The 20428-nt window shown below is 43.0% G+C and carries 15 protein-coding genes and 1 tRNA gene; 2 read left to right on the top strand and 14 right to left on the bottom strand.

Features of this window, described 5'->3' with window-relative positions; translation table 11 throughout:
- Positions 1-64 precede the first annotated feature (64 nt).
- The 13 genes from rpoB to ACTXGK_RS17210 all read right to left on the bottom strand — a co-directional run bounded on the left by rpoB (position 65) and on the right by ACTXGK_RS17210 (position 15710).
- Positions 65-4183: a DNA-directed RNA polymerase subunit beta gene (gene rpoB / locus ACTXGK_RS17270; RefSeq protein ID WP_238038795.1), complete on the bottom strand. Its 4119-nt coding sequence runs from the start codon at positions 4181-4183 to the stop codon at positions 65-67.
- A 762-nt stretch (positions 4184-4945) separates the two neighbouring features.
- Positions 4946-5317 carry a 50S ribosomal protein L7/L12 gene (rplL, locus tag ACTXGK_RS17265; protein ID WP_057761722.1) on the bottom strand — a complete coding sequence of 124 codons (372 nt, stop codon included), beginning with the start codon at positions 5315-5317 and terminating at the stop codon, positions 4946-4948.
- 120 nt (positions 5318-5437) lie between these two features.
- Positions 5438-5965, bottom strand: coding sequence for a 50S ribosomal protein L10 (gene rplJ / locus ACTXGK_RS17260; RefSeq protein WP_025652244.1), 528 nt, complete (start codon positions 5963-5965; stop codon positions 5438-5440).
- Positions 5966-6439: 474 nt separating this feature from the next.
- Positions 6440-7141, bottom strand: coding sequence for a 50S ribosomal protein L1 (gene rplA, locus ACTXGK_RS17255; protein ID WP_087039615.1), 702 nt, complete (start codon positions 7139-7141; stop codon positions 6440-6442).
- A complete protein-coding gene (rplK, locus tag ACTXGK_RS17250) occupies positions 7141-7572 on the bottom strand; it encodes a 50S ribosomal protein L11 (protein WP_058025423.1) in 432 nt (143 codons plus the stop codon). Before rplK ends, rplA begins: the two co-directional genes overlap by 1 nt.
- Before the next feature lie 90 nt (positions 7573-7662).
- Positions 7663-8193: a transcription termination/antitermination protein NusG gene (gene nusG, locus ACTXGK_RS17245; protein ID WP_201599900.1), complete on the bottom strand. Its 531-nt coding sequence runs from the start codon at positions 8191-8193 to the stop codon at positions 7663-7665.
- Positions 8194-8264: 71 nt separating this feature from the next.
- Positions 8265-8750: a preprotein translocase subunit SecE gene (gene secE, locus ACTXGK_RS17240; RefSeq protein WP_238038792.1), complete on the bottom strand. Its 486-nt coding sequence runs from the start codon at positions 8748-8750 to the stop codon at positions 8265-8267.
- Between the two features lie 51 nt (positions 8751-8801).
- A tRNA-Trp gene (locus ACTXGK_RS17235) sits at positions 8802-8877 on the bottom strand.
- Between the two features lie 386 nt (positions 8878-9263).
- Entirely contained in the window at positions 9264-10454 is a 1191-nt protein-coding gene (gene tuf, locus ACTXGK_RS17230) for an elongation factor Tu (protein ID WP_201599904.1), read from the bottom strand.
- A gap of 223 nt (positions 10455-10677) precedes the next feature.
- Positions 10678-12804 carry an elongation factor G gene (fusA, locus tag ACTXGK_RS17225; RefSeq protein WP_201599905.1) on the bottom strand — a complete coding sequence of 709 codons (2127 nt, stop codon included), beginning with the start codon at positions 12802-12804 and terminating at the stop codon, positions 10678-10680.
- A gap of 351 nt (positions 12805-13155) precedes the next feature.
- A complete protein-coding gene (gene rpsG / locus ACTXGK_RS17220) occupies positions 13156-13629 on the bottom strand; it encodes a 30S ribosomal protein S7 (RefSeq protein ID WP_057761735.1) in 474 nt (157 codons plus the stop codon).
- 216 nt (positions 13630-13845) lie between these two features.
- Complete coding sequence (gene rpsL / locus ACTXGK_RS17215; RefSeq protein WP_011281154.1) at positions 13846-14220, bottom strand: 30S ribosomal protein S12; 375 nt, start codon at positions 14218-14220, stop codon at positions 13846-13848.
- A 410-nt stretch (positions 14221-14630) separates the two neighbouring features.
- Complete coding sequence (locus ACTXGK_RS17210; RefSeq protein WP_443517663.1) at positions 14631-15710, bottom strand: EcsC family protein; 1080 nt, start codon at positions 15708-15710, stop codon at positions 14631-14633.
- Between the two features lie 526 nt (positions 15711-16236).
- Here ACTXGK_RS17210 and ACTXGK_RS17205 point away from each other — a divergent pair.
- Positions 16237-17472: a beta-ketoacyl-ACP synthase II gene (locus tag ACTXGK_RS17205; RefSeq protein ID WP_443517664.1), complete on the top strand. Its 1236-nt coding sequence runs from the start codon at positions 16237-16239 to the stop codon at positions 17470-17472.
- 3 nt (positions 17473-17475) lie between these two features.
- Complete coding sequence (locus ACTXGK_RS17200; protein ID WP_443517665.1) at positions 17476-19167, top strand: anthranilate synthase component I family protein; 1692 nt, start codon at positions 17476-17478, stop codon at positions 19165-19167.
- A 110-nt stretch (positions 19168-19277) separates the two neighbouring features.
- On the opposite strand, the gene hisC is transcribed toward ACTXGK_RS17200, so the two are convergent.
- Complete coding sequence (hisC, locus tag ACTXGK_RS17195) at positions 19278-20411, bottom strand: histidinol-phosphate transaminase (protein WP_443517666.1); 1134 nt, start codon at positions 20409-20411, stop codon at positions 19278-19280.
- Positions 20412-20428 lie beyond the last annotated feature (17 nt).

The raw sequence follows: 20428 nt of genomic DNA, 5'->3' as shown, positions 1-20428 counted from the left end.
AATCACTAAAAGCAGCAGCAATAAAGCAGACTGCCTTTAGTGGACAACTAAGTTAAACAACGGGCTAGTTGCTTTGTTTTAACTCAATATTGATACCCAGTGATTTGATTTCTTTGGTCAGTACGTTGAACGACTCAGGCATGCCTGGATCCATATACTGCTCACCATCAACGATGTTTTTGTACATACGAGTACGGCCTTCAACGTCATCCGACTTCACCGTTAGCATTTCTTGCAACGTGTAAGTCGCGCCGTATGCTTCTAGTGCCCATACTTCCATCTCACCGAAGCGCTGACCACCAAACTGAGCTTTACCGCCGAGTGGCTGCTGCGTCACTAGAGAATAAGAACCTGTTGAACGCGCATGCATTTTGTCATCAACCAAATGGTTAAGCTTGAGCATGTACATGTAGCCGACGGTTACTTTGCGGTCAAACTTCTGACCTGTACGACCATCATATAACGTCTGCTGACCATCGCGATCCATACCAGCAAGCTCGAGCAAGTCTTTAACTTGGCTTTCTCTTGCGCCGTCAAATACTGCTGTGCCCATCGGTACACCGCCACGTAAGTTGTCTGCTAGCGCCATGATGTCATCATCACTTAAGCTATCAAGATCAACTTGCTCACCGCCTACTTGGTTATAGATTTTGTCCAAGAAATCACGTAGCTCTTTGATCGCTGCTTGAGATTTGAGCATACCGTCAATTTTCTCGCCCAAACCTTTCGCTGCCATACCCAAATGCGTCTCTAAAACCTGACCGATGTTCATACGAGATGGTACACCAAGTGGGTTCAACACGATGTCAACGGTATTACCATTCTCATCATAAGGCATGTCTTCAACTGGCATGATGCGCGATACAACACCTTTGTTACCATGACGACCGGCCATCTTATCACCAGGCTGAATACGACGCTTAACGGCTAGATATACTTTAACGATTTTTTGTACGCCATGTTGCAAGTCATCACCAGCAGTCAATTTGCGTTTTTTCTCAGCAAACTTCACATCGATGTCTTTTTGCTTATCAACCAAGTAATCAGCGATTTGCGTTAGACGCTCAGAGATTTCTTCTTCTACTGGTTGGATATCAAGCAAGGTCTCAAGGCTCATATCTTTCATATCAGCCAATGCCATAACTGTACCCGCTTTTAGACCAGCACCGCCGCTGACTTTTTGACCATCTAATAGATTACCAATACGGCCGCGAGCCGCTTCTTCAAAGATACGTAGCTCTTCTTTTAAATCTTTGCGATAGCTATCAAGCTGCGATTTTTCAATCGCTCTTGCGCGTGCGTCTTTTTCAACGCCATCACGGGTGAAGACCTGTACATCAATAACCGTACCTTTACTTGAAGTCGGTACGCGTAGTGACGTGTCTTTCACATCAGCCGCTTTTTCGCCAAAGATAGCCCGTAGTAGTTTCTCTTCTGGCGTTAGTTGCGTTTCACCTTTTGGCGTCACTTTACCAACTAGAATATCACCAGCATCAACTTCAGCACCGATATAGACGATACCTGCTTCATCAAGACTTGATAGTGCTGCTTCACCAACGTTTGGAATATCAGCCGTGATCTCTTCTGTACCTAGCTTGGTATCACGAGCCACACAAGTCAATTCTTGGATATGAATAGTAGTGAAACGATCTTCTTTCACGACTTTTTCAGATAGCAAGATTGAATCTTCGAAGTTGTAACCATTCCACGGCATAAATGCGATGCGGATGTTTTGACCAAGTGCTAGCTCACCAAGATCCGTTGATGGACCATCAGCCAAGATATCACCCAAAGCAATTTCGTCACCTTGGTTAACGATGATACGTTGGTTGATACAAGTGTTTTGGTTAGAGCGCGTGTATTTGATCAAGTTATAGATATCAATACCCGCTTCACCAGCAGTCATCTCGTCTTCGTTTACACGAACAACGATACGCGATGCATCAACATCTTCAATCACACCGCCACGCTTGGCAATCACACAAACACCAGAGTCACGAGCAACGTGACGCTCCATACCAGTACCTACTAACGGCTTATCAGCACGTAGCGTAGGAACAGCCTGACGCTGCATGTTCGAGCCCATCAAGGCACGGTTAGCATCATCATGCTCTAGGAACGGAATCAGACCTGCTGCAACCGATACTACCTGACTTGGTGATACGTCCATATGCGTTACTTTTTCTGGTGGCATACGAACAAATTCACCATAGCTACGTACACTGACCATCTCGTCAGATAACGCGCCATCTTCAGTCATCGGAGAATCAGCCTGTGCAATCACAGTACCTACTTCTTCGATTGCTGATAAATACTCAATAACGTCTGTTACTTTACCATCAACCACACGGCGATAAGGCGTTTCTAAGAAGCCAAAGCTGTTGGTTTTAGCAAAGGTCGCTAATGAGTTGATCAAACCAATGTTTGGACCTTCAGGAGTCTCAATCGGACATACACGGCCATAATGCGTATCATGTACGTCACGTACTTCAAAGCCTGCACGTTCACGAGTTAGACCACCAGGTCCTAACGCTGATACACGGCGCTTATGGGTAACTTCAGACAACGGATTGTTCTGATCCATAAACTGTGACAACTGGCTTGAACCAAAGAACTCTTTAACCGCAGCCGCTACCGGCTTAGAGTTAATCAAATCTTGTGGTGACAAGTTGTCTGATTCTGCTGAGCTTAAGCGCTCTTTAACCGCACGCTCAACACGTACTAGACCAACACGGAATTGGTTTTCTGCCATCTCGCCCACTGAACGAATACGGCGGTTACCCAAATGGTCAATATCATCCACATCGCCGCGGCCATTACGAATCTCGATCAGCTCTTTTAGAACATTAACGATATCGTCGTTGGTTAACACACTGCGTTCGCGCTGTACGTCTGGATCATCGGTGTTTTCAAATGGCAGACCAAGACGACGGTTGAACTTCATACGACCGACATTAGATAGGTCATAGCGATCTGCGTTGAAGAACATGCTCTCAAACAGTTTCTCAGCAGTTTCAACCGTTGGTGGCTCACCTGGACGCATGACTTTATAGATTTCGATCAATGCTTCTTCACGGCTTGAGGTACTATCAGCACGTAGCGTATCGGCAATATAACTACCTTGGTCGATATCGTTAGTGAACAGAATGCTGAACTCTTTGATGGCACCACTGGCTTCAAATGAGTTCAATTTAACCAATAATTCATGGTCAATTGGCGTGTTTGCTTTAGCAATGATTTCGTCATTAACAACGATATCTTCCGCTAAAATACGCTCATATAGATACTCATCAGGCACAGCAATTTTCGTCATACCTGCTTCTTCAAGCTGACGGATACGGCGTGCGTTGATACGTTTGCCCTGCTCTACAATAACGTCACCTTCAGGTGATACGATATCAAACTGAGCCATCTCGCCACGTAGACGATCAGCAACTAGATCAATCTCGAACGTCTCTTCAGCTTTATAAACAGCGACTTTATCAAAGAACAAATCTAAAATTTCAGATGTGGTCAGGCCAAGTGCACGTAAGATGATAGAAGCCAGTAGTTTACGGCGACGGTCAATACGAGCAAAGACTAAGTCCTTTGCATCAAATTCAAAGTCTAACCATGAACCACGGTAAGGGATGATACGCGCGTTATAAAGCACTTTACCACTTGAATGCGACTTACCTTTATCATGGTCAAAGAACACACCAGGTGAACGATGTAGCTGAGAGACGATAACACGCTCAGTACCATTAATAATGAAAGTACCGTTAGCTGTCATCAAAGGCATCTCGCCCATGTAAACGCTTTGCTCACGGATATCTTTGATAGCGGCTTTGCTATCTTTGTCTTTACTGTCTTTGTCTTTGATGATCAAACGGATTTTGACACGCATCGGCGCCGCAAACGTTGAACCACGTAAGATACACTCACGCTCATCAAATTCAGGCGTACCTAAATAGTACTCAACAAATTGCAACTCGGCGTTACCAGAGTGACTCTCAATTGGGAAAATAGAGGAATACGCAGCTTGCAAACCAGTATTCTCACGAGCTTTTGGCTTTTTGTGCTCTTGCAAAAATTGCTCATAAGAATCTACTTGAATAGACAGTAAATAGGGAACGTCCATTACAGTGGGCAATTCAGCAAAACTTTTGCGAATACGCTTTTTTTCAGTATAAGAATATGCCATCGAGAGTCCTTACAGTAAACGTGGAAACAAATTAAAAGCGTGGCCAGTATGCATAAATACGATGCAAACATGGCGACGTAAACGATAATATAAAACGGGTTTTCGTGTTCAGTTCATGTCTTTTCTGTCAATTACTACTTTACTCATCAGTGCTTACCTAGCACACTTCACTTAATCTCGTCGTTGCTTACTAAATTCATGGTAAGTGAATCAATCTATATGACTGTTGCAACCAAAAAATTCAATATTATATAATCTATAATGCATTGCCTATGAGGCTTAATTTACAAATACATTGCTGGAAAATAACGTCTATTAAGATTGCATATAAACCACTTGCCATCTAGACTGCTTATTACCGAACTATGTTCCCTACACATGCAAACTGTCTATAAGACTAAATATCGACAGTCATGCCACACCAAGTAGGCAACTTATAATCAACAGCTTTTTCAGAATACCGCTTTTTTCAGGATTAATAATCGGGGTAACTATAACTTTAAGAATCAGTATAAACTATAGTGTTGATAGGAAAGCATGCAGACACAAAAAAATGCCAAACATCTACAGACGTTTAGCTGATATTAACTGATTTTAAAAACTGGTATGTGTACTTGCATGTATATCGTCTGTCCTTTTGATGGGTATCCACCGTTAATGCATACGTATGTTGGCAGACACAAAAGGTCAAGCTACGAATTATAATAAAAAAAAGCTGGCAATGCAAGGCATTACCAGCTTTTTTTCTGTACAGTATTAAACTTATTTTAGTTCAACAGTTGCACCAGCTTCTTCAAGTTTCTTTTTCAACTCTTCAGCTTCAGCTTTAGATGCGCCTTCTTTGATTGGTGCTGGAGCACTTTCAACCAAATCTTTCGCTTCTTTTAGGCCAAGACCAGTAGCTTCACGTACGGCTTTAATTACGCCAACTTTCTTCTCGCCAAAGCTAGCAAGAACTACGTCAAACTCGTCTTTTTCTTCAGCAGCAGCAGCAGCAGGACCAGCAGCAGCAGGTGCAGCAGCAACAGCAGCTGTTACGCCGAATTTTTCTTCCATGTCGCTGATTAACTCAACGATATCCATTACTGACATTTCAGCGATTGCATTTAACACGTCATCTTTAGATAGTGCCATGAGAACTCTCCGTTATCTGATAAAAATTAATTGATTCTAATATCGCTTTGATTGATTGCCGAATATGGCAATAAAATTCAACCAAAATTAGCGATGTTAAAGTTACGTTAAAACAAGCAATTAAGCAGCTTCTTTTGCGTCTTTGATTGCCGCTACAGTGCGAACGAACTTGCCAGGAACAGCGTTCATAGTCTGGACAAGCTTGGTCACTGGTGCATTCATAGTAGCCATCAAGATAGAGATTGCTTCGTCGCGAGTTGGTAGCTTCGATACGCGCTCTAGCTCTTCTGGACCATAAACTTCACCACCGACTGATACTAATTTGGTCTCTAAAGCTTTGTTATCTTTGCTAAAGTCGAAAACGACTCGTGCTGCAGATCCCAAATCTTCCATAGAGAAAGCCAAAAGTAGTGGACCAGTCATACGGTCTGACATGCTCTCAAACTTAGTGCCTTCAAAAGCGCGTTTTGCAAGGGTATTTTTTACCACTTTCAAAACAACACCTTTATCACGAGCTTGTTCGCGAAGCTGAGTAAGCTTAGCAACACCAATTCCGTGATACTCGGCAGCTACTGCTGAGTAAGCATTAGCAGCAACTTCAGACACTTCAGCCACAACTTGTTGTTTTTGCTCTAGCGTTAATGCCATAAGTTGACTCCTTTAATCTTATCAATCTGCTTATCATAAAAGCACTAAAAATCGAAATTTTCGCAGGCTTAAATTTTAAGCTGGGACTGACTTGATACGACACATTACCAGCGGATTCAATTAATGAAAAAAGCATCTACTGGTAACGACTGATTACGGCACCGTTATCAGAATGACGTTGAGTAATAGTTTGAAGATTATATAAATAACCTTACCGCCCTATTCGCTCGTGTCTTAAACTGTGTGGGCCACCGTCTGCGTAGGACAACTAAGATTTTCATCTGTCGTCGATTAACAAAAGTGACTCAGTATCATATTTAACCATTCGAAAATTGTTACTTATGACACTAAACCACTCTCTACCTACGGTCTTAGACAGCGTAGCAAATACTACGCTGACCTAATTTTTAAATATAGTATGTGCTCATCATTCAAAATACTTGAAGTTCAAGTACTCAAAGATAGAGACTTTAATTATTTTGCAGTACGATAAGGAACAGCGTCGATCGTTAGACCAGGGCCCATCGTGCTAGACAAGGTAATTTTCTTGATGAAAGTACCTTTAGAAGTAGCAGGCTTAGCACGCTTTAGATCAGAAAGAATCGCTTGCGCGTTCTGCTCGATTTGCTCAGCAGTGAAACCAACTTGGCCGATAGTTGCATGGATGATACCAGCTTTATCAACACGGTACTGTGCTTGACCTGCTTTCGCGTTAGTCACAGCTTCAGCAACGTTTGGCGTTACCGTACCAACTTTTGGGTTAGGCATTAGGCCACGTGGACCTAGGATCGTACCCAATTGACCAACAACACGCATTGCATCTGGAGCTGCGATAACAACATCAAAGTCCATGTTACCAGCTTTGATTTGCTCTGCTAGGTCTTCAAAACCAACGATGTCTGCACCAGCTTCTTTAGCGGCTTCAGCAGCAGCGCCTTGAGCAAATACAGCAACGCGTTTGGTTTTACCAGTACCCGCAGGTAGGTTAGTTGCACCACGAACCACTTGATCAGATTTACGTGGGTCAACGCCCAAGTTTACTGCGATATCAATAGACTCTTTGAATTTTAGCGCTGGCAAATCGTTTAGGATTTGAACGGCTTCTTCAAGAGTGTATTGCTTTTCGTTATCAATACGGCTTTGGATTTCTTTTTGACGTTTGGTTAGCTTAGACATTATACACCCTCCACGGTAATACCCATTGAACGTGCAGTACCAGCGATGGTACGAACAGCAGCGTCAAGATCAGCTGCAGTTAAGTCTGCATTCTTAGTTTTAACGATTTCTTCTAGCTGTGCACGATCAACTTTACCGACTTTAGCAGTGTTCGGTGTACCTGAACCTTTAGCGATGCCAGCAGCTTTACGTAGTAAGTACGCAGCTGGTGGTGATTTCATGATGAAGGTAAAAGATTTATCGCTATATACTGTGATCTCAGTTGGGATCGGTAGACCTGGCTCTTGGCCTGAGGTCGCAGCGTTAAATTCTTTACAGAACGCCATGATGTTCACGCCTTTTTGACCCAAAGCTGGACCAATAGGTGGTGAAGGATTTGCTTTGCCTGCAGGCACTTGCAGTTTGATGTAACCATCAATCTTCTTAGCCATGATACTCTCCTAAATGGGTAATAGCGCCAAATCAATGTGGTATATACCTAATTGACTAACAGCTCCCCGGTTGATGAACTTTTTGCTGATTTAGTCTAGCTTTTCAACTTTACTAAACTCAAGCTCAACCTGTGTAGGTCGATTAAATACGTTTACCGTTAGATGTAATTTAGACTTCTCATAATCCACTTTTTCTACCAACCCTTTAAAGTCAGTGAATGGACCATCGATAACCAACAACTCTTCGCCTGGCTCAAATAGCGTCTTAGGACGTGGGTCAGTTTCAGTCTGGTTCAAACGGTTCAAGATGCGATCAGCTTCTACTTGCGTAATTGGTGCAGGCATCTCAGGCGTACCGCCGATGAAGCCCATAATACGCGGACAATCCTTTACAATATGCCAAGTATTGTCGTTCATTTCCATCTGGATCAATACATATCCAGGAAAGAACTTACGCTCACTCTTACGTTTTTTGCCGTCTTTCATTTCGACGACTTCTTCAGTAGGAACCAATACATCACCGAACGACTCAGTGAAGTCACTACGGTTAATACGATCAGTTAATGAACGTTGTACTTGTTTTTCATATCCTGAAAACGCTTGGACAATATACCAACGCATATCACGCTCCTGATCATTATAAATAAGTCGTTATAAGTAAATCTCTCGTTAATAGTCACTAATACGCGCTATTAACCGATAAAGATACCAACGAACCAATTAAAAAAGTTATCTAATAGCCAAACAAAGAACCCAGCAATCGCAATCACAACAATGACTTGCCATGTGTACTGAAAGGTTTCGTCTTTACCTGGCCATGTTACTCGGCGAAGTTCAACACCTGCGTCTCTTAATAATATTTTAAAAGCACGGCCTTGATGCGTCAGCGCCAAGCAAATTAATGCAAATACAATAAGTGCGACAATGATACCAATACGTACCCAGACATCGTTGGCAGGTTGCCAATAGCCTGGTAGATATTGATTAACGAGAGTCGCACCGATCAAAACAATTGCGGCAAGTAGCCACAAAATCAAATCTTTGATTGAGCCAGTCTTAGCAACTTCAACAGCCGAAGTACCGTTCGCTGAGATGTGCTTATCTTTAGACAGCATTCCACCAGCAACCGCCTTGGCATCAGATAACTTAGTCTCGAGGTTATCTTGATTATTGCTCATAAAGAACTCGCTTCGGAGATGGTGGGGTACAACAAAGATGAGATAAGAAGATGGCAGGCGATGTAGGACTCGAACCTACAACCCTCGGTTTTGGAGACCGATGCTCTACCAATTGAGCCAATCGCCTATGGGTGTAAAGGACAGCATTATACAATATTTAGCATAGAATGCAAGCCTTTGGCGGTAAAATTGTTAATTTTTACCTGATATTGCATTTACCAAAAGTCACTATATTAATTATAGGCTTTCTCATTATGGTTTAGATTAACCATACACGTTAAATGCAGCGCTAATATAGCAAGCTATGCGGCAAATTACAATACTGTGTATTATAAATAAATAGCCCGTATCAAAAGCCATGCTATCAAAAGCCATGCTATCAAAAGAACCATTCTACCAAAGCTTAGATCTAATTCTGCAAATACCTCTATTTCAACACTCATAAAAAAAGCCACCCTAGATAGGATGGCTTTTTTATGACTAATTCATAATCTCATTACTGAGACTTAAGTCTTAGTTCAATACGTTAGCAACAACACCAGCGCCTACAGTACGGCCGCCTTCACGAATTGCGAAGCGTAGACCTTTGTCCATAGCGATTGGGTGGATAAGCTCTACGCCCATCTCAACGTTGTCACCAGGCATTACCATTTCAGTACCGTCTTGTAATTGGATTGCGCCAGTTACGTCAGTGGTACGGAAGTAGAACTGTGGACGATAGCCGTTTAGGAATGGTGTGTGACGACCACCCTCTTCTTTTGACAGTACATATACTTCTGCGTCAAACTTGGTGTGAGGCGTGATTGAACCTGGCTTCGCTAGTACTTGGCCACGTTGTACGTCTTCACGCTTAGTACCACGTAGTAGTACGCCACAGTTCTCACCAGCACGACCTTCGTCAAGCAGTTTACGGAACATCTCTACACCAGTACAGGTGGTTTTTTGAGTGTCACGGATACCAACGATTTCGATCTCGTCACCAACTTTTACGATACCAGATTCAACACGGCCGGTTACTACGGTACCACGACCTGAGATTGAGAATACGTCTTCGATTGGCATTAGGAATGCTTTGTCAACGTCACGCTCTGGTTCTGGGATGTAGGTGTCTAGTACGCCTAGTAGTTCTACAACGGCTGGTTGGCCGTATTTTTCTTGTGAGCCTTTTAGGGCTTCAGTAGCAGAACCGTGGATGATTGGGGTGTCATCACCTGGGAAGTCATAGTCGTTCAGTAGTTCACGAACTTCCATTTCTACTAGCTCAAGTAATTCTTCGTCATCTACCATGTCACATTTGTTCATGAATACGATGATGTATGGTACGCCAACCTGACGTGACAACAAGATGTGTTCACGAGTCTGTGGCATAGGGCCGTCAGTTGCTGATACAACTAGGATTGCGCCGTCCATCTGAGCGGCACCGGTGATCATGTTTTTAACATAATCGGCGTGACCTGGGCAATCTACGTGTGCATAGTGACGGCTGTCTGTGTCATATTCTACGTGTGAGGTGTTGATGGTGATACCACGTGCTTTTTCTTCTGGTGCTGAGTCAATAGACGCGTAGTCTTTGGCTTCGCCACCAGAGGTGATTGCAGCTACGGTTGCGATTGCAGCGGTAAGGGTGGTTTTACCATGGTCAACGTGTCCGATGGTACCGACGTTGACGTGTGGCTTGCTACGTTCAAACTTGGCCTTTGCCATGGGTATTTCCTCTTTTTTTTGGTTCCAAGGCTTAATTCATATAAATATGACAATTAAGAAAATCTTGGTCACCTTAAGATAATTGTTAAAAGGTCGCACATACTAATGTGCAGATATTATAAGAAAATTGCGACCAATAACAAGTCTTTTAACAAGTTATTGGTCTATTCTTTAGTGACAATACACAGAGATACTCTATATTGTCACCTTCAGTAAGTTTTATTTACTCGTCATCATCTTTAGAGTTGAACTTAGAGATGATTTCAGCAGCAACTGATTTTGGAATTTCAGCGTACTTTTGGAATTCCATTGAGTAAGTTGCACGGCCTTGTGACATAGAGCGCATTTGAGTGGCATAACCAAACATTTCCGCTAATGGTACTTCAGCACGAATCTGTTTAGTACCGCCAGGTAAATCTTCCATACCCTGTACCAAACCACGACGACGGTTAAGATCGCCCATGATATCGCCCATGTAGTCTTCAGGTGTTTCAACTTCTACTTTCATTACTGGCTCAAGTAGTGCTGGGTCAGCGGCTAAGAAACCTTTTCTGAAGGCCATAGAACCTGCCATTTTGAACGACAATTCATCAGAATCGACGTCATGGTAAGAACCATCATACAAGGTAGCTTTTACGCCAACGACTGGGTAACCAGCAAGTACGCCGTTTTTCATGCGCTCTTGGATACCTTTATCAACAGCACCGTGGAATTCTTTTGGTACCGTACCACCAACAACTTCTTCAGCGAATTCGTATTCAGTGTCGCCAGCTGGATCAAGTGGCTCAAGACGTAGCCAAACGTGACCAAACTTACCACGACCACCAGTCTGACGTACAAATTTGCCTTCTTGTTCAACCGTGTTACGAATCGTCTCACGATAAGCAACCTGCGGCGCACCGATGTTGGCTTCAACGTTGAATTCACGCTTCATACGGTCAACAAGAATCTCTAGATGTAGCTCACCCATACCACTGATGATCGTCTGACCAGACTCTTCGTCAGTGTGTACACGGAACGATGGATCTTCTTTTGCCAAACGGCCAAGAGCGATAGACATTTTTTCTTGGTCAGCTTTGGTTTTTGGCTCAACTGCTAGAGAGATAACTGGATCTGGGAACTCCATACGCTCAAGAGTGATCACGTTGTCTTCGTCACATAGTGTATCACCAGTAGTCACATCTTTCATGCCGACTAAAGCTGCGATATCACCAGTACGAATTTCTGCAAGCTCTTCTTGAGAGTTTGCCATCATCTGTACGATACGGCCAACACGCTCACGCTTCATTTTAACTGGGTTATAAACGCTGCTACCCTGCTTCATGACACCAGAATAAACACGTACGAAGGTTAAGTTACCAACGAATTTGTCGTTCATGATTTTGAACGCTAGTGCTGAGAAAGGTGCTTCATCTGATGCTTCACGGCTGCCTTCGCTTTCGTCTTTGTCATCAAGAATACCTTTAATAGCAGGTACGTCGATTGGTGCTGGTAGATACTGGATAACCGCATCTAGCATCTTTTGTACACCTTTGTTTTTAAAGGCAGTACCACAAAGAAGTGGGATGATTTCGTTATCGATAGTCAACTGACGAATAGCACTGTGGATCTGGTCTACAGTCAATTCTCCGTTTTCTAGATATTCGTTCATCAACTCTTCGTTGGCTTCAGCAGCGCTTTCTACAAGATATTCGCGGTACTCTGCTGCTTTGTCTTGTAGTTCAGTTGGGATATCACGCTCATCATACTGCATACCTTGAGACGCTTCGTCCCAATAGATAGCTTTCATGGTCACTAGATCAACAACGCCTTCGAAGTCATCTTCTTTCCCAATTGGAATAACCAATGGTACTGGCTTGCCGCCAAGACGGGTTTTGATCTGTTCGATAACACGATAGAAATCAGCACCAACACGGTCCATTTTGTTTACAAATGCAAGACGTGGTACTTTATATTTGTTCGCCTGACGCCATACGGTCTCAGACTGTGGCTGAACGCCGCCTACTGCACAGTAAACCATGCAAGCGCCATCAAGTACACGCATAGAACGTTCAACTTCGATCGTGAAGTCAACGTGACCTGGGGTATCGATGATGTTAATGCGGTGTTCGTCAAACTGTTTAGCCATACCTGACCAAAAACAAGTTGTTGCTGCTGAGGTAATAGTAATACCACGCTCTTGTTCTTGCTCCATCCAGTCCATAGTGGCTGCGCCATCATGTACTTCGCCAATTTTGTGGCTAACACCGGTATAGAATAAAACACGCTCAGTAGTGGTAGTTTTACCAGCATCGATGTGCGCTGAAATACCAATATTGCGATAGCGTTTTAGGGGAGTTTTACGAGCCATAGTGTTTTCCTAGGAAAAGTCGTGTATATAATAATGTATTGTGTCTCTACCTCATACTCTATGACAAAGCGTTCAGCTTCGTAATATTACTTACTGATTATTGAGCCTAATACGGACAAAAAAAGAGCAAATACTAAGAATAGTGTGGCATCAAATTTGGGATGTTCTCTAATGAAAGGATGAAAGTCATACTTGTTAAGAGAGACATCTGGATAGATGTCCGCCACCCCAGTCATTAATAAATAACATTTATATATGACCGAATGATGATGGCGGCAATCAATAGAATAAACAACAATGTAAGATTAATGAGTATGAGCCACTAATCTCAAGCTACTGTTAAAAAGTAGCTTAGAAACGGTAATGAGAGAATGCTTTGTTAGCATCTGCCATGCGGTGAACTTCGTCACGCTTTTTCATAGCAGCGCCTTTGCCATCAGCAGCATCATTCAATTCGCCAGCTAAACGCAAAGCCATTGATTTTTCAGAACGCTTAGCAGCAGCTTCGGCTAACCAACGCATAGCCAAGGCAGTACGACGGGAGGGGCGTACTTCCATTGGTACTTGATAGGTTGCACCGCCAACGCGGCGAGCTTTTACTTCTACCATTGGGCGTACGTTTTCAAGCACTTCTTCGAAGAAAGATACTGGATCTTCAACTTTACGCTTCTCACTTACTGTCTCAAGTGCACCGTAAACGATACGCTCAGCAGTAGATTTTTTACCATCACTCATTACATGGTTGATGAATTTTGCAACAGTTTGGCTACCAAACTTAGGATCCGGTAGGATCTCACGGGCAGCAACGACGCGACGTCTTGGCATAATAAATTTCCTTATCTTCAGGAGTGTCTAACATTCACAACATCGACTACTTATCATTAGAATGTAGCAGTGAGTTATCAGTTAGCCTTACTGCATGGTGGTATGTTTTAAGAGCAAATCACAGATATATTTATATAAAAGTGATATTACTACTGACACCAAACCCATGCACAGTTATTGGGTAGTGCAAAAAGCTTATCTAATAACGTTTAGTTATTAAACTTTAGGCTTCTTAGCACCGTACTTAGAGCGACCTTGCTTACGGTCTTTAACGCCTGCGCAATCTAATGCACCGCGAACAGTGTGATAACGTACACCTGGTAAATCTTTTACACGACCACCACGGATTAGAACAACACTGTGCTCTTGTAGGTTATGACCTTCACCGCCGATGTAGCTTGATACTTCATAGCCTGAAGTCAAACGTACACGACATACTTTACGCATGGCAGAGTTAGGTTTTTTTGGCGTGGTAGTATATACACGAGTACATACACCGCGACGCTGTGGGCACGCTTCCAACGCAGGAACTTTTGACTTTTCCTTGATGGTTTTGCGACCTTTACGAATCAATTGGTTAGTTGTTGCCATAAGGCATCCTTCTCCCGTTTGGTATAAAACAAAAAAATGGGCCAATGCACCATCTATCTGGCAATAATTGCAGATTTCTGGGCACCCATTTTTAGGACAGTGTATTATAAAGAGTTGTTGCTGCTATTTCAACCACTTATGAATGGTTTCGCTTTACAACATTTGATAGATATGCATTCAGCCTCACATTATATCACTTTATCGTTTTTTCGCCGAAAAATAGCGTCATAAATAAAGTAAACAAGGTAAGCTCAAGCACCATTAAGAAAAGATATTCGAATATAAATGCTACTTGATAGTAACTAAGTGGTGGTATTTATCCTGATTTCAAGTCACTCTACTCAATCAGACCAAGATAAATACCATTGTGCTATTAATATACGTAGCCAAGCGAATAAATAGTATTTCTATTACTTGGCTTTTTTATCAGACGTTTGCTTGTCTGAGTCTTTTTTGCTGCTGGTTTCTTCTGTATCGCTATTTTCTTCTGTGTCCTTTTGCGCATCGTTATTGCTGGCTTTTTTTACTTCAGCTTCGCTACTACTGTCATCAGTAATGGCACGATTGGCAAGTTTTGCCTCTGGCGCGAAAGTCGCTTGAGCAACGCCAATCACTTCATCAATCAACTGACTGTTATAATGTACGCCGATGGCTACTGCTGTAACGGGAATGAAACGGCGAACCCATAATAGGTTTATTTTATCCAGATCAATCCCTACTTGGCTAGCAATACTGTCTATTTGCTCAGCATAGTAGTTTACGTTTTGATTTTTTAGACCCAAGTTCTTCAGCTCGCTATGCAGCCCACGGCTCTGAGCATTATCAAGCAAACCTTTACCGATACCCATACCTGCTAGCAATGCTTGTTTTTCTTGCATTTTGCTTAGGTCTGCATTCGAGAGCAATTCGTATGCCATCTTCACACCTTGTTTACCTGTGAGCGGCTTATTATATATAGCTGCAATTTGGTAAACAGTACGTAGAGATACCAATAATAGCCATAAGGTATCAGCGAGTAGACCTGGCAGCCCTGCTAGACCCGTCAGGCCACCCATTGCTGCAAGTGCACGGTTTTGGTTAGCAATATCGGTTGCAAGTGCATAACGCTCTTCATCATCTAAAGTAGCAATATTGGCAAAGCGATGCTCGTTCGGTAAGTCTAATTGACTCCAGTTTGATGCAAGTTTCGCAACTTGAGCAAACGCGCTGTCTACTGTCGATTGAAAAAAGCTGTTTGGCACGACTTTTTTGGCATATTTGCCATAAGTAGCAAAACGTGGACCTAATAATTGCTGCGTAGCCTTTAAGGTTTGCTCACGAAATAAGTCTTGTTGATAATCCTCATCGCCTAGATCTACCGCTTTATATTGGCGCGGTTTGCCTGTTTTGGCGTTCATGCTATCAATCATGGAACCTACGCGCTCTAGGTTGTTGCGTGTGAAAGAGCCAATAGTATTGATACTTTTTGAAAGAGTACTACGCTTTGCCATCGTGATGTCCTTAATGTGATGATTGGTTTTATTCTAATATTAGTAATCTTAAGCAATTATTTTAGTCAATCGCTATAGTCTTTGTCAGTGCGAACAATGTTATCGCTATCACAAATTTTGTATCTAAAAGTATAACTTAATTTTTGTCTAACTTAACCATAGCCTTTAGGTTACACACATTGTCTTTTATAAATAGACAAGCGATTGCTTGGATAAAAGTGCTTCATAGCCACTCAATTTCTCATTACCTTGTAGCGATAGAGGCTATTTCGCCATTATTTTACACTTGTCCAAAGATTTTCAACGCTTGATACGTTATCATGTGCCGTAAGTTAGAGCATAATTGTACACTGAATTGATATCGTCTTTAATAGGCTGTAGTTGTCTTAATTCATGCTATCGTTATCTACATAGACTATTTTTTCACTATAATGCTCAAATTCATTCATCGTTAAACCTCATATATAGATTTACAACGATTATTGCCTGTCAATAGCGGCAAATCGTTACTTACAAGGAATAGAATATGCGTCGCGTCGTTATCACTGGAGCAGGGATTGTCTCTTGTATCGGACATGATTTAGCCACGGTCACTACTGCTCTTAAAGAAGGAAAGTCTGGTATTACGTTTAATGATTCTTATGCTGAGCACGAGTTTAAATCACACGTGAGCGGCAGTATTAATCAATCGGAACTGGATACTAGTGGTATCGATCGTAAGCTCAAACGCTTTTTTAGTGATGCCAGTCTGTACGCTTATGTCAGTGCACTAAACGCCATTGAGCATTCAGGACTGTCACTTGACACCATCAATAACAATCCACGCGTGGGCGTCGTCGCAAGCTCAGGCGGTGCATCAACAGAAAATATCGTGAACGCTGTGGATGCCATGCGTGAAAAAGGTCTACGCGGTGTTGGTGCGATGGCGGTACCTAAAACCATGGGCAGCTCAGTATCAGCAGCCCTAGCCACTGGTCTAAAAATCCAAGGTGTCTCCTACTCGCTTGCCTCTGCTTGCGCGACTTCGACTCATTGTATCGGTCATGCCGCTGAGCTTATCCAACTGGGTAAAGCTGATGTGATATTGGCTGGTGGTAGTGAAGCTGAGCATTGGACACAGTCTTGTATGTTTGATGCGATGGGTGCAGTGAGTACTCAATATAACGACACGCCAACACTCGCTTCAAGAGCTTATGACAAAGATCGCGATGGTTTTGTGATTGCTGCTGGTGGCGCGATGGTTGTGGTAGAAAGTTTAGAGCATGCTCAAGCACGCGGCGCCAATATCTTGGCTGAAATCGTGGGTTACGGTGCTACCTCTGATGGTGCTGAGATGGTTGCGCCAAGTGGTGAAGGCGCTGTACGCTGTATGCAACAAGCCTTAGCTGAGGCTGGCCTAGAAAGCGTTGATTATATCAATAGCCATGGCACCAGCACACCGCTAGGCGATATCACAGAACTCAAAGCGATTGCTAAAGTTTTTGATAACGATGTCAGTAAAGTACCGGCTATCAGCTCAACCAAATCGATGACTGGTCATAGCTTAGGCGCTGTTGGTGCGCAAGAGCTGATTTACTGCCTACTTATGCTACAAGATGGCTTTATTGCCCCAAGTATCAACGTTGATAACCTAGATCCTGCAGCTGAAGGTTTCGATATCGTCACCGAAATGCGCGAATCAAATCTTGAAACCTTGATGAGCAATAGCTTTGGCTTTGGTGGTACTAACGCCACGCTAATTATCAAAAAGTTTGACGCTTGAACCATGGTCGCACCAAATCAAACGATAACTGAGCAGACAGATTCTGCGCCATCGCCAGCTAGTAAATCTAGCTGGCGTTTTGGTGATTTGTCAGCGGCTGAATTAATGCCACCGCTAAGACGCCATTTACTCAATCAAGATGATGCAGCAAATTGGCAATTGGCTTGGTTAAATAACGATGGACGACCAGTGATTGGCTTGCTGCCTAAAGTCAGCTGGTCGGTTTATGCTACTGATCAAAAACCTTTTAAAGATTCAAACCCTGTCTATAGAGTGGTTAAAAACTGCCGTGATAACTGCTCTACTCATAGCGAAAATACCACGACAGCCTATATGAGCTATATAGAATGGCAAAATAAGCTTATTGCTTACAGCAAAGCTTATGATACCGATAGTAATAGCTCAAATAACATAAATTCGAAAAGCACAAAACCTAATTATCATCATGGTCTGATTGGTTTTATCAGTTACGATATCGCTGCTTATGAGTTAAGTCCTGCAGACAGAATCGAATTGGCAAATCAGCCTTGCGCCTCATTAGGGCATTATGATATCTATCTAACACCTGCTGCAGATACTGATACCGGTTGGGAGCTAAAAAGCATTCAAACCGATAATAGCTCTGGAGAAACTATCGGCAACAAGTCAAAAGATAAGTTCATAGTTGATCTGATATCCTACCTAGATGAACTGGATAAAAAGCTATCCGACAGATATCTTAATCAAGCACAATCTAAGAGCACATCACATGCTATACCTATCGTCCTAACGGCACGATGGAGCAAGCGTGATTATCAGCAAGCATTTGATCGTACCCAAGACTATCTACAGCAAGGCGATTGCTATCAAATCAACCTAACGCAAAAGTGGTCTGGCTATCTGCCATATAAAAACGATACAACTCAACCAACTTCAGCACTTATCGATTATCTTCCTTCACTGCATCACAATACGCAAGCGCCTTTTGCAGGCTATCTTAGCGTTGATGGTGCAAGCGTTGAGCACGTTGACACCCTTAACCACAGTTTTGAGCTATTAAGCTGCTCCCCCGAGCTGTTTTTTACTTTTACCAAAGACAAGGCTACTAATAAACATCATATTCTGACCAAGCCAATCAAAGGCACTATGCCTCGTGGCTCCACTGATAAGCAAGATAAATCGTACAAGCAACAACTGGTCGATAGCGAAAAAGACCGTGCCGAAAATGTGATGATTGTAGATTTGCTACGCAATGATTTGGGTAAATATGCCAAGATCGGTAGCGTAAAAGTGCCGCAACTGTTTGCGATTGAAAGCTTTAGTAACGTGCACCATATGGTCAGCACTATCACTGCTGAGTTAAAAACTGATACTCACCCATTGGCTGTGCTGTTTGGTAGCCTGCCTGCTGGCTCTATCACTGGCACACCAAAAAAACGCGCTGTCGAAATTATTGCCGAACTCGAATCCACACCGCGCGGTGCTTATTGCGGCACCATGGGTTATATGAATTTTGATGGCAGTGGTCAATGGAATGTGTTGATTCGCACGCTACAAGCCAATGCGTTATCGCATGATGAATCCATTAAGGAAAGGCAAATCAATCTATGGGCGGGTGGCGGTATTACAGTGGCATCAGATTGTGATGCTGAATATCAAGAGTGCCTAGATAAGGTAGGTAATCTACTGGCGGTGTTGGCGGAAAACTATAAATGACTGAAGTACTATTTTGTGCTGGTCTCTAGAAAGAAAAGCCTGCTTAACATTGCGTTAGCAGGCTTTTTTAGTACTTATCGATAGCATCTACTACACAAGCAGGTAAATCATTAATCAGCAATCATGCTAGTCTCTGTGTGCAGCTCTTTTAGCGCATTAATCAAACGCTCATGCTGATCTGAAGTGCCAACAGTGATACGCAAATACTCATTAATGCGCGGCTTATCAAAATGGCGAACGATAATCCCTTGATCACGCAATGTACTCGCCACAGTATTTGCATTACCATCTTTTGGACGGGCAAAGATAAAGTTGGCATGCGAGGGCAATACTTTATAGCCTAGCGCTGTCAACTCTGATGTCAATGACGTGCGCAAATCGATGACCTGTTGGCGCGTTTGCTCAAAATAATCCACATCTAGCACACTTGCCGTCGCACCAGCTTGCGCTAATTTATCAAGCGGATAGCTATTAAAGCTATTCTTCATACGCGTTAATGCTTCAATCAACGAGGCACTGCCAAAGGCCATCCCAACACGTAAACCAGCAAGTGACCGTGATTTTGAAAAGGTCTGCGTCACGATAACGTTGTCACACTCATTGATTAGGCTGACCGCTGAGACTTGCGCGTCTGTACTGTCTGCATCAGTCTGAGCAAAATCAATGTATGCCTCGTCAATTACAATCACGGCGTTAGAATGCTCGCTGGCTAGCTTACGAATATCAGCAAGTGATAAGAGCAAACCTGTTGGCGCATTCGGATTGGCAATAATGATACCGCTACAAGGCTGGCGATAAGCGTCAGGATCGATACTAAAGTCTTCTTCTAGTGGGATCTTGACGAGATGTACGCCAAAAGTCTGCGCATATACTGGATAAAAGCTATAGCCAATATCAGGTGATAAAAGTGGACGCTCTTTTAGGAAAAAACTGGCAAATATAAGCGCCAACACTTCATCTGAGCCATTACCGACAAACACTTGGCTGACATCAAGGTTATATGCTTGTGCCAATGCAGCACGCAGGTCATTAGACTCAGGTGCCGGATACAAACGAAGCTCTTGCGCTTGCTGGGTAAGTACTTTAGCGATTGCCTCCGCGACTTTTGGTGAGGGCGGAAATGGGTTTTCATTGGTGTTCAGTTTGCATAAATTGTCGTGCTGTGGCTGCTCACCCGGCACATAAGGTGACAAGTTGCGTGCTTTAGATGACCAAAGTCTGGTATCTATCTTTGACTCACTCATAAATTATCCTACTAATT

The sequence above is a fragment of the Psychrobacter sp. T6-5 genome (genome assembly GCF_052258485.2).
In the GTDB taxonomy this organism is placed as follows: Bacteria; Pseudomonadota; Gammaproteobacteria; order Pseudomonadales; family Moraxellaceae; genus Psychrobacter.
This window is presented reverse-complemented; position numbering and strand designations above follow the sequence as displayed.

Excerpts from the sequence above, each read along its gene's own strand:
- rplA (WP_087039615.1), bottom strand. The coding sequence starts at position 7,141 with ATGTCTAAGCTAACCAAACGTCAAAAAGAAATCCAAAGCCGTATTGAT.
- fusA (WP_201599905.1), bottom strand. The coding sequence starts at position 12,804 with ATGGCTCGTAAAACTCCCCTAAAACGCTATCGCAATATTGGTATTTCA.
- rpsG (WP_057761735.1), bottom strand. The coding sequence starts at position 13,629 with ATGCCAAGACGTCGCGTCGTTGCTGCCCGTGAGATCCTACCGGATCCT.
- rplL (WP_057761722.1), bottom strand. The coding sequence starts at position 5,317 with ATGGCACTATCTAAAGATGACGTGTTAAATGCAATCGCTGAAATGTCA.
- rpsL (WP_011281154.1), bottom strand. The coding sequence starts at position 14,220 with ATGGCAACAACTAACCAATTGATTCGTAAAGGTCGCAAAACCATCAAG.
- hisC (WP_443517666.1), bottom strand. The coding sequence starts at position 20,411 with ATGAGTGAGTCAAAGATAGATACCAGACTTTGGTCATCTAAAGCACGC.
- rplJ (WP_025652244.1), bottom strand. The coding sequence starts at position 5,965 with ATGGCATTAACGCTAGAGCAAAAACAACAAGTTGTGGCTGAAGTGTCT.
- ACTXGK_RS17200 (WP_443517665.1), top strand. The coding sequence starts at position 17,476 with ATGGTCGCACCAAATCAAACGATAACTGAGCAGACAGATTCTGCGCCA.
- rplK (WP_058025423.1), bottom strand. The coding sequence starts at position 7,572 with ATGGCTAAGAAGATTGATGGTTACATCAAACTGCAAGTGCCTGCAGGC.
- ACTXGK_RS17210 (WP_443517663.1), bottom strand. The coding sequence starts at position 15,710 with ATGGCAAAGCGTAGTACTCTTTCAAAAAGTATCAATACTATTGGCTCT.
- nusG (WP_201599900.1), bottom strand. The coding sequence starts at position 8,193 with ATGCGTTGGTATATTGTCCAAGCGTTTTCAGGATATGAAAAACAAGTA.
- tuf (WP_201599904.1), bottom strand. The coding sequence starts at position 10,454 with ATGGCAAAGGCCAAGTTTGAACGTAGCAAGCCACACGTCAACGTCGGT.
- rpoB (WP_238038795.1), bottom strand. The coding sequence starts at position 4,183 with ATGGCATATTCTTATACTGAAAAAAAGCGTATTCGCAAAAGTTTTGCT.
- secE (WP_238038792.1), bottom strand. The coding sequence starts at position 8,750 with ATGAGCAATAATCAAGATAACCTCGAGACTAAGTTATCTGATGCCAAG.
- ACTXGK_RS17205 (WP_443517664.1), top strand. The coding sequence starts at position 16,237 with ATGCGTCGCGTCGTTATCACTGGAGCAGGGATTGTCTCTTGTATCGGA.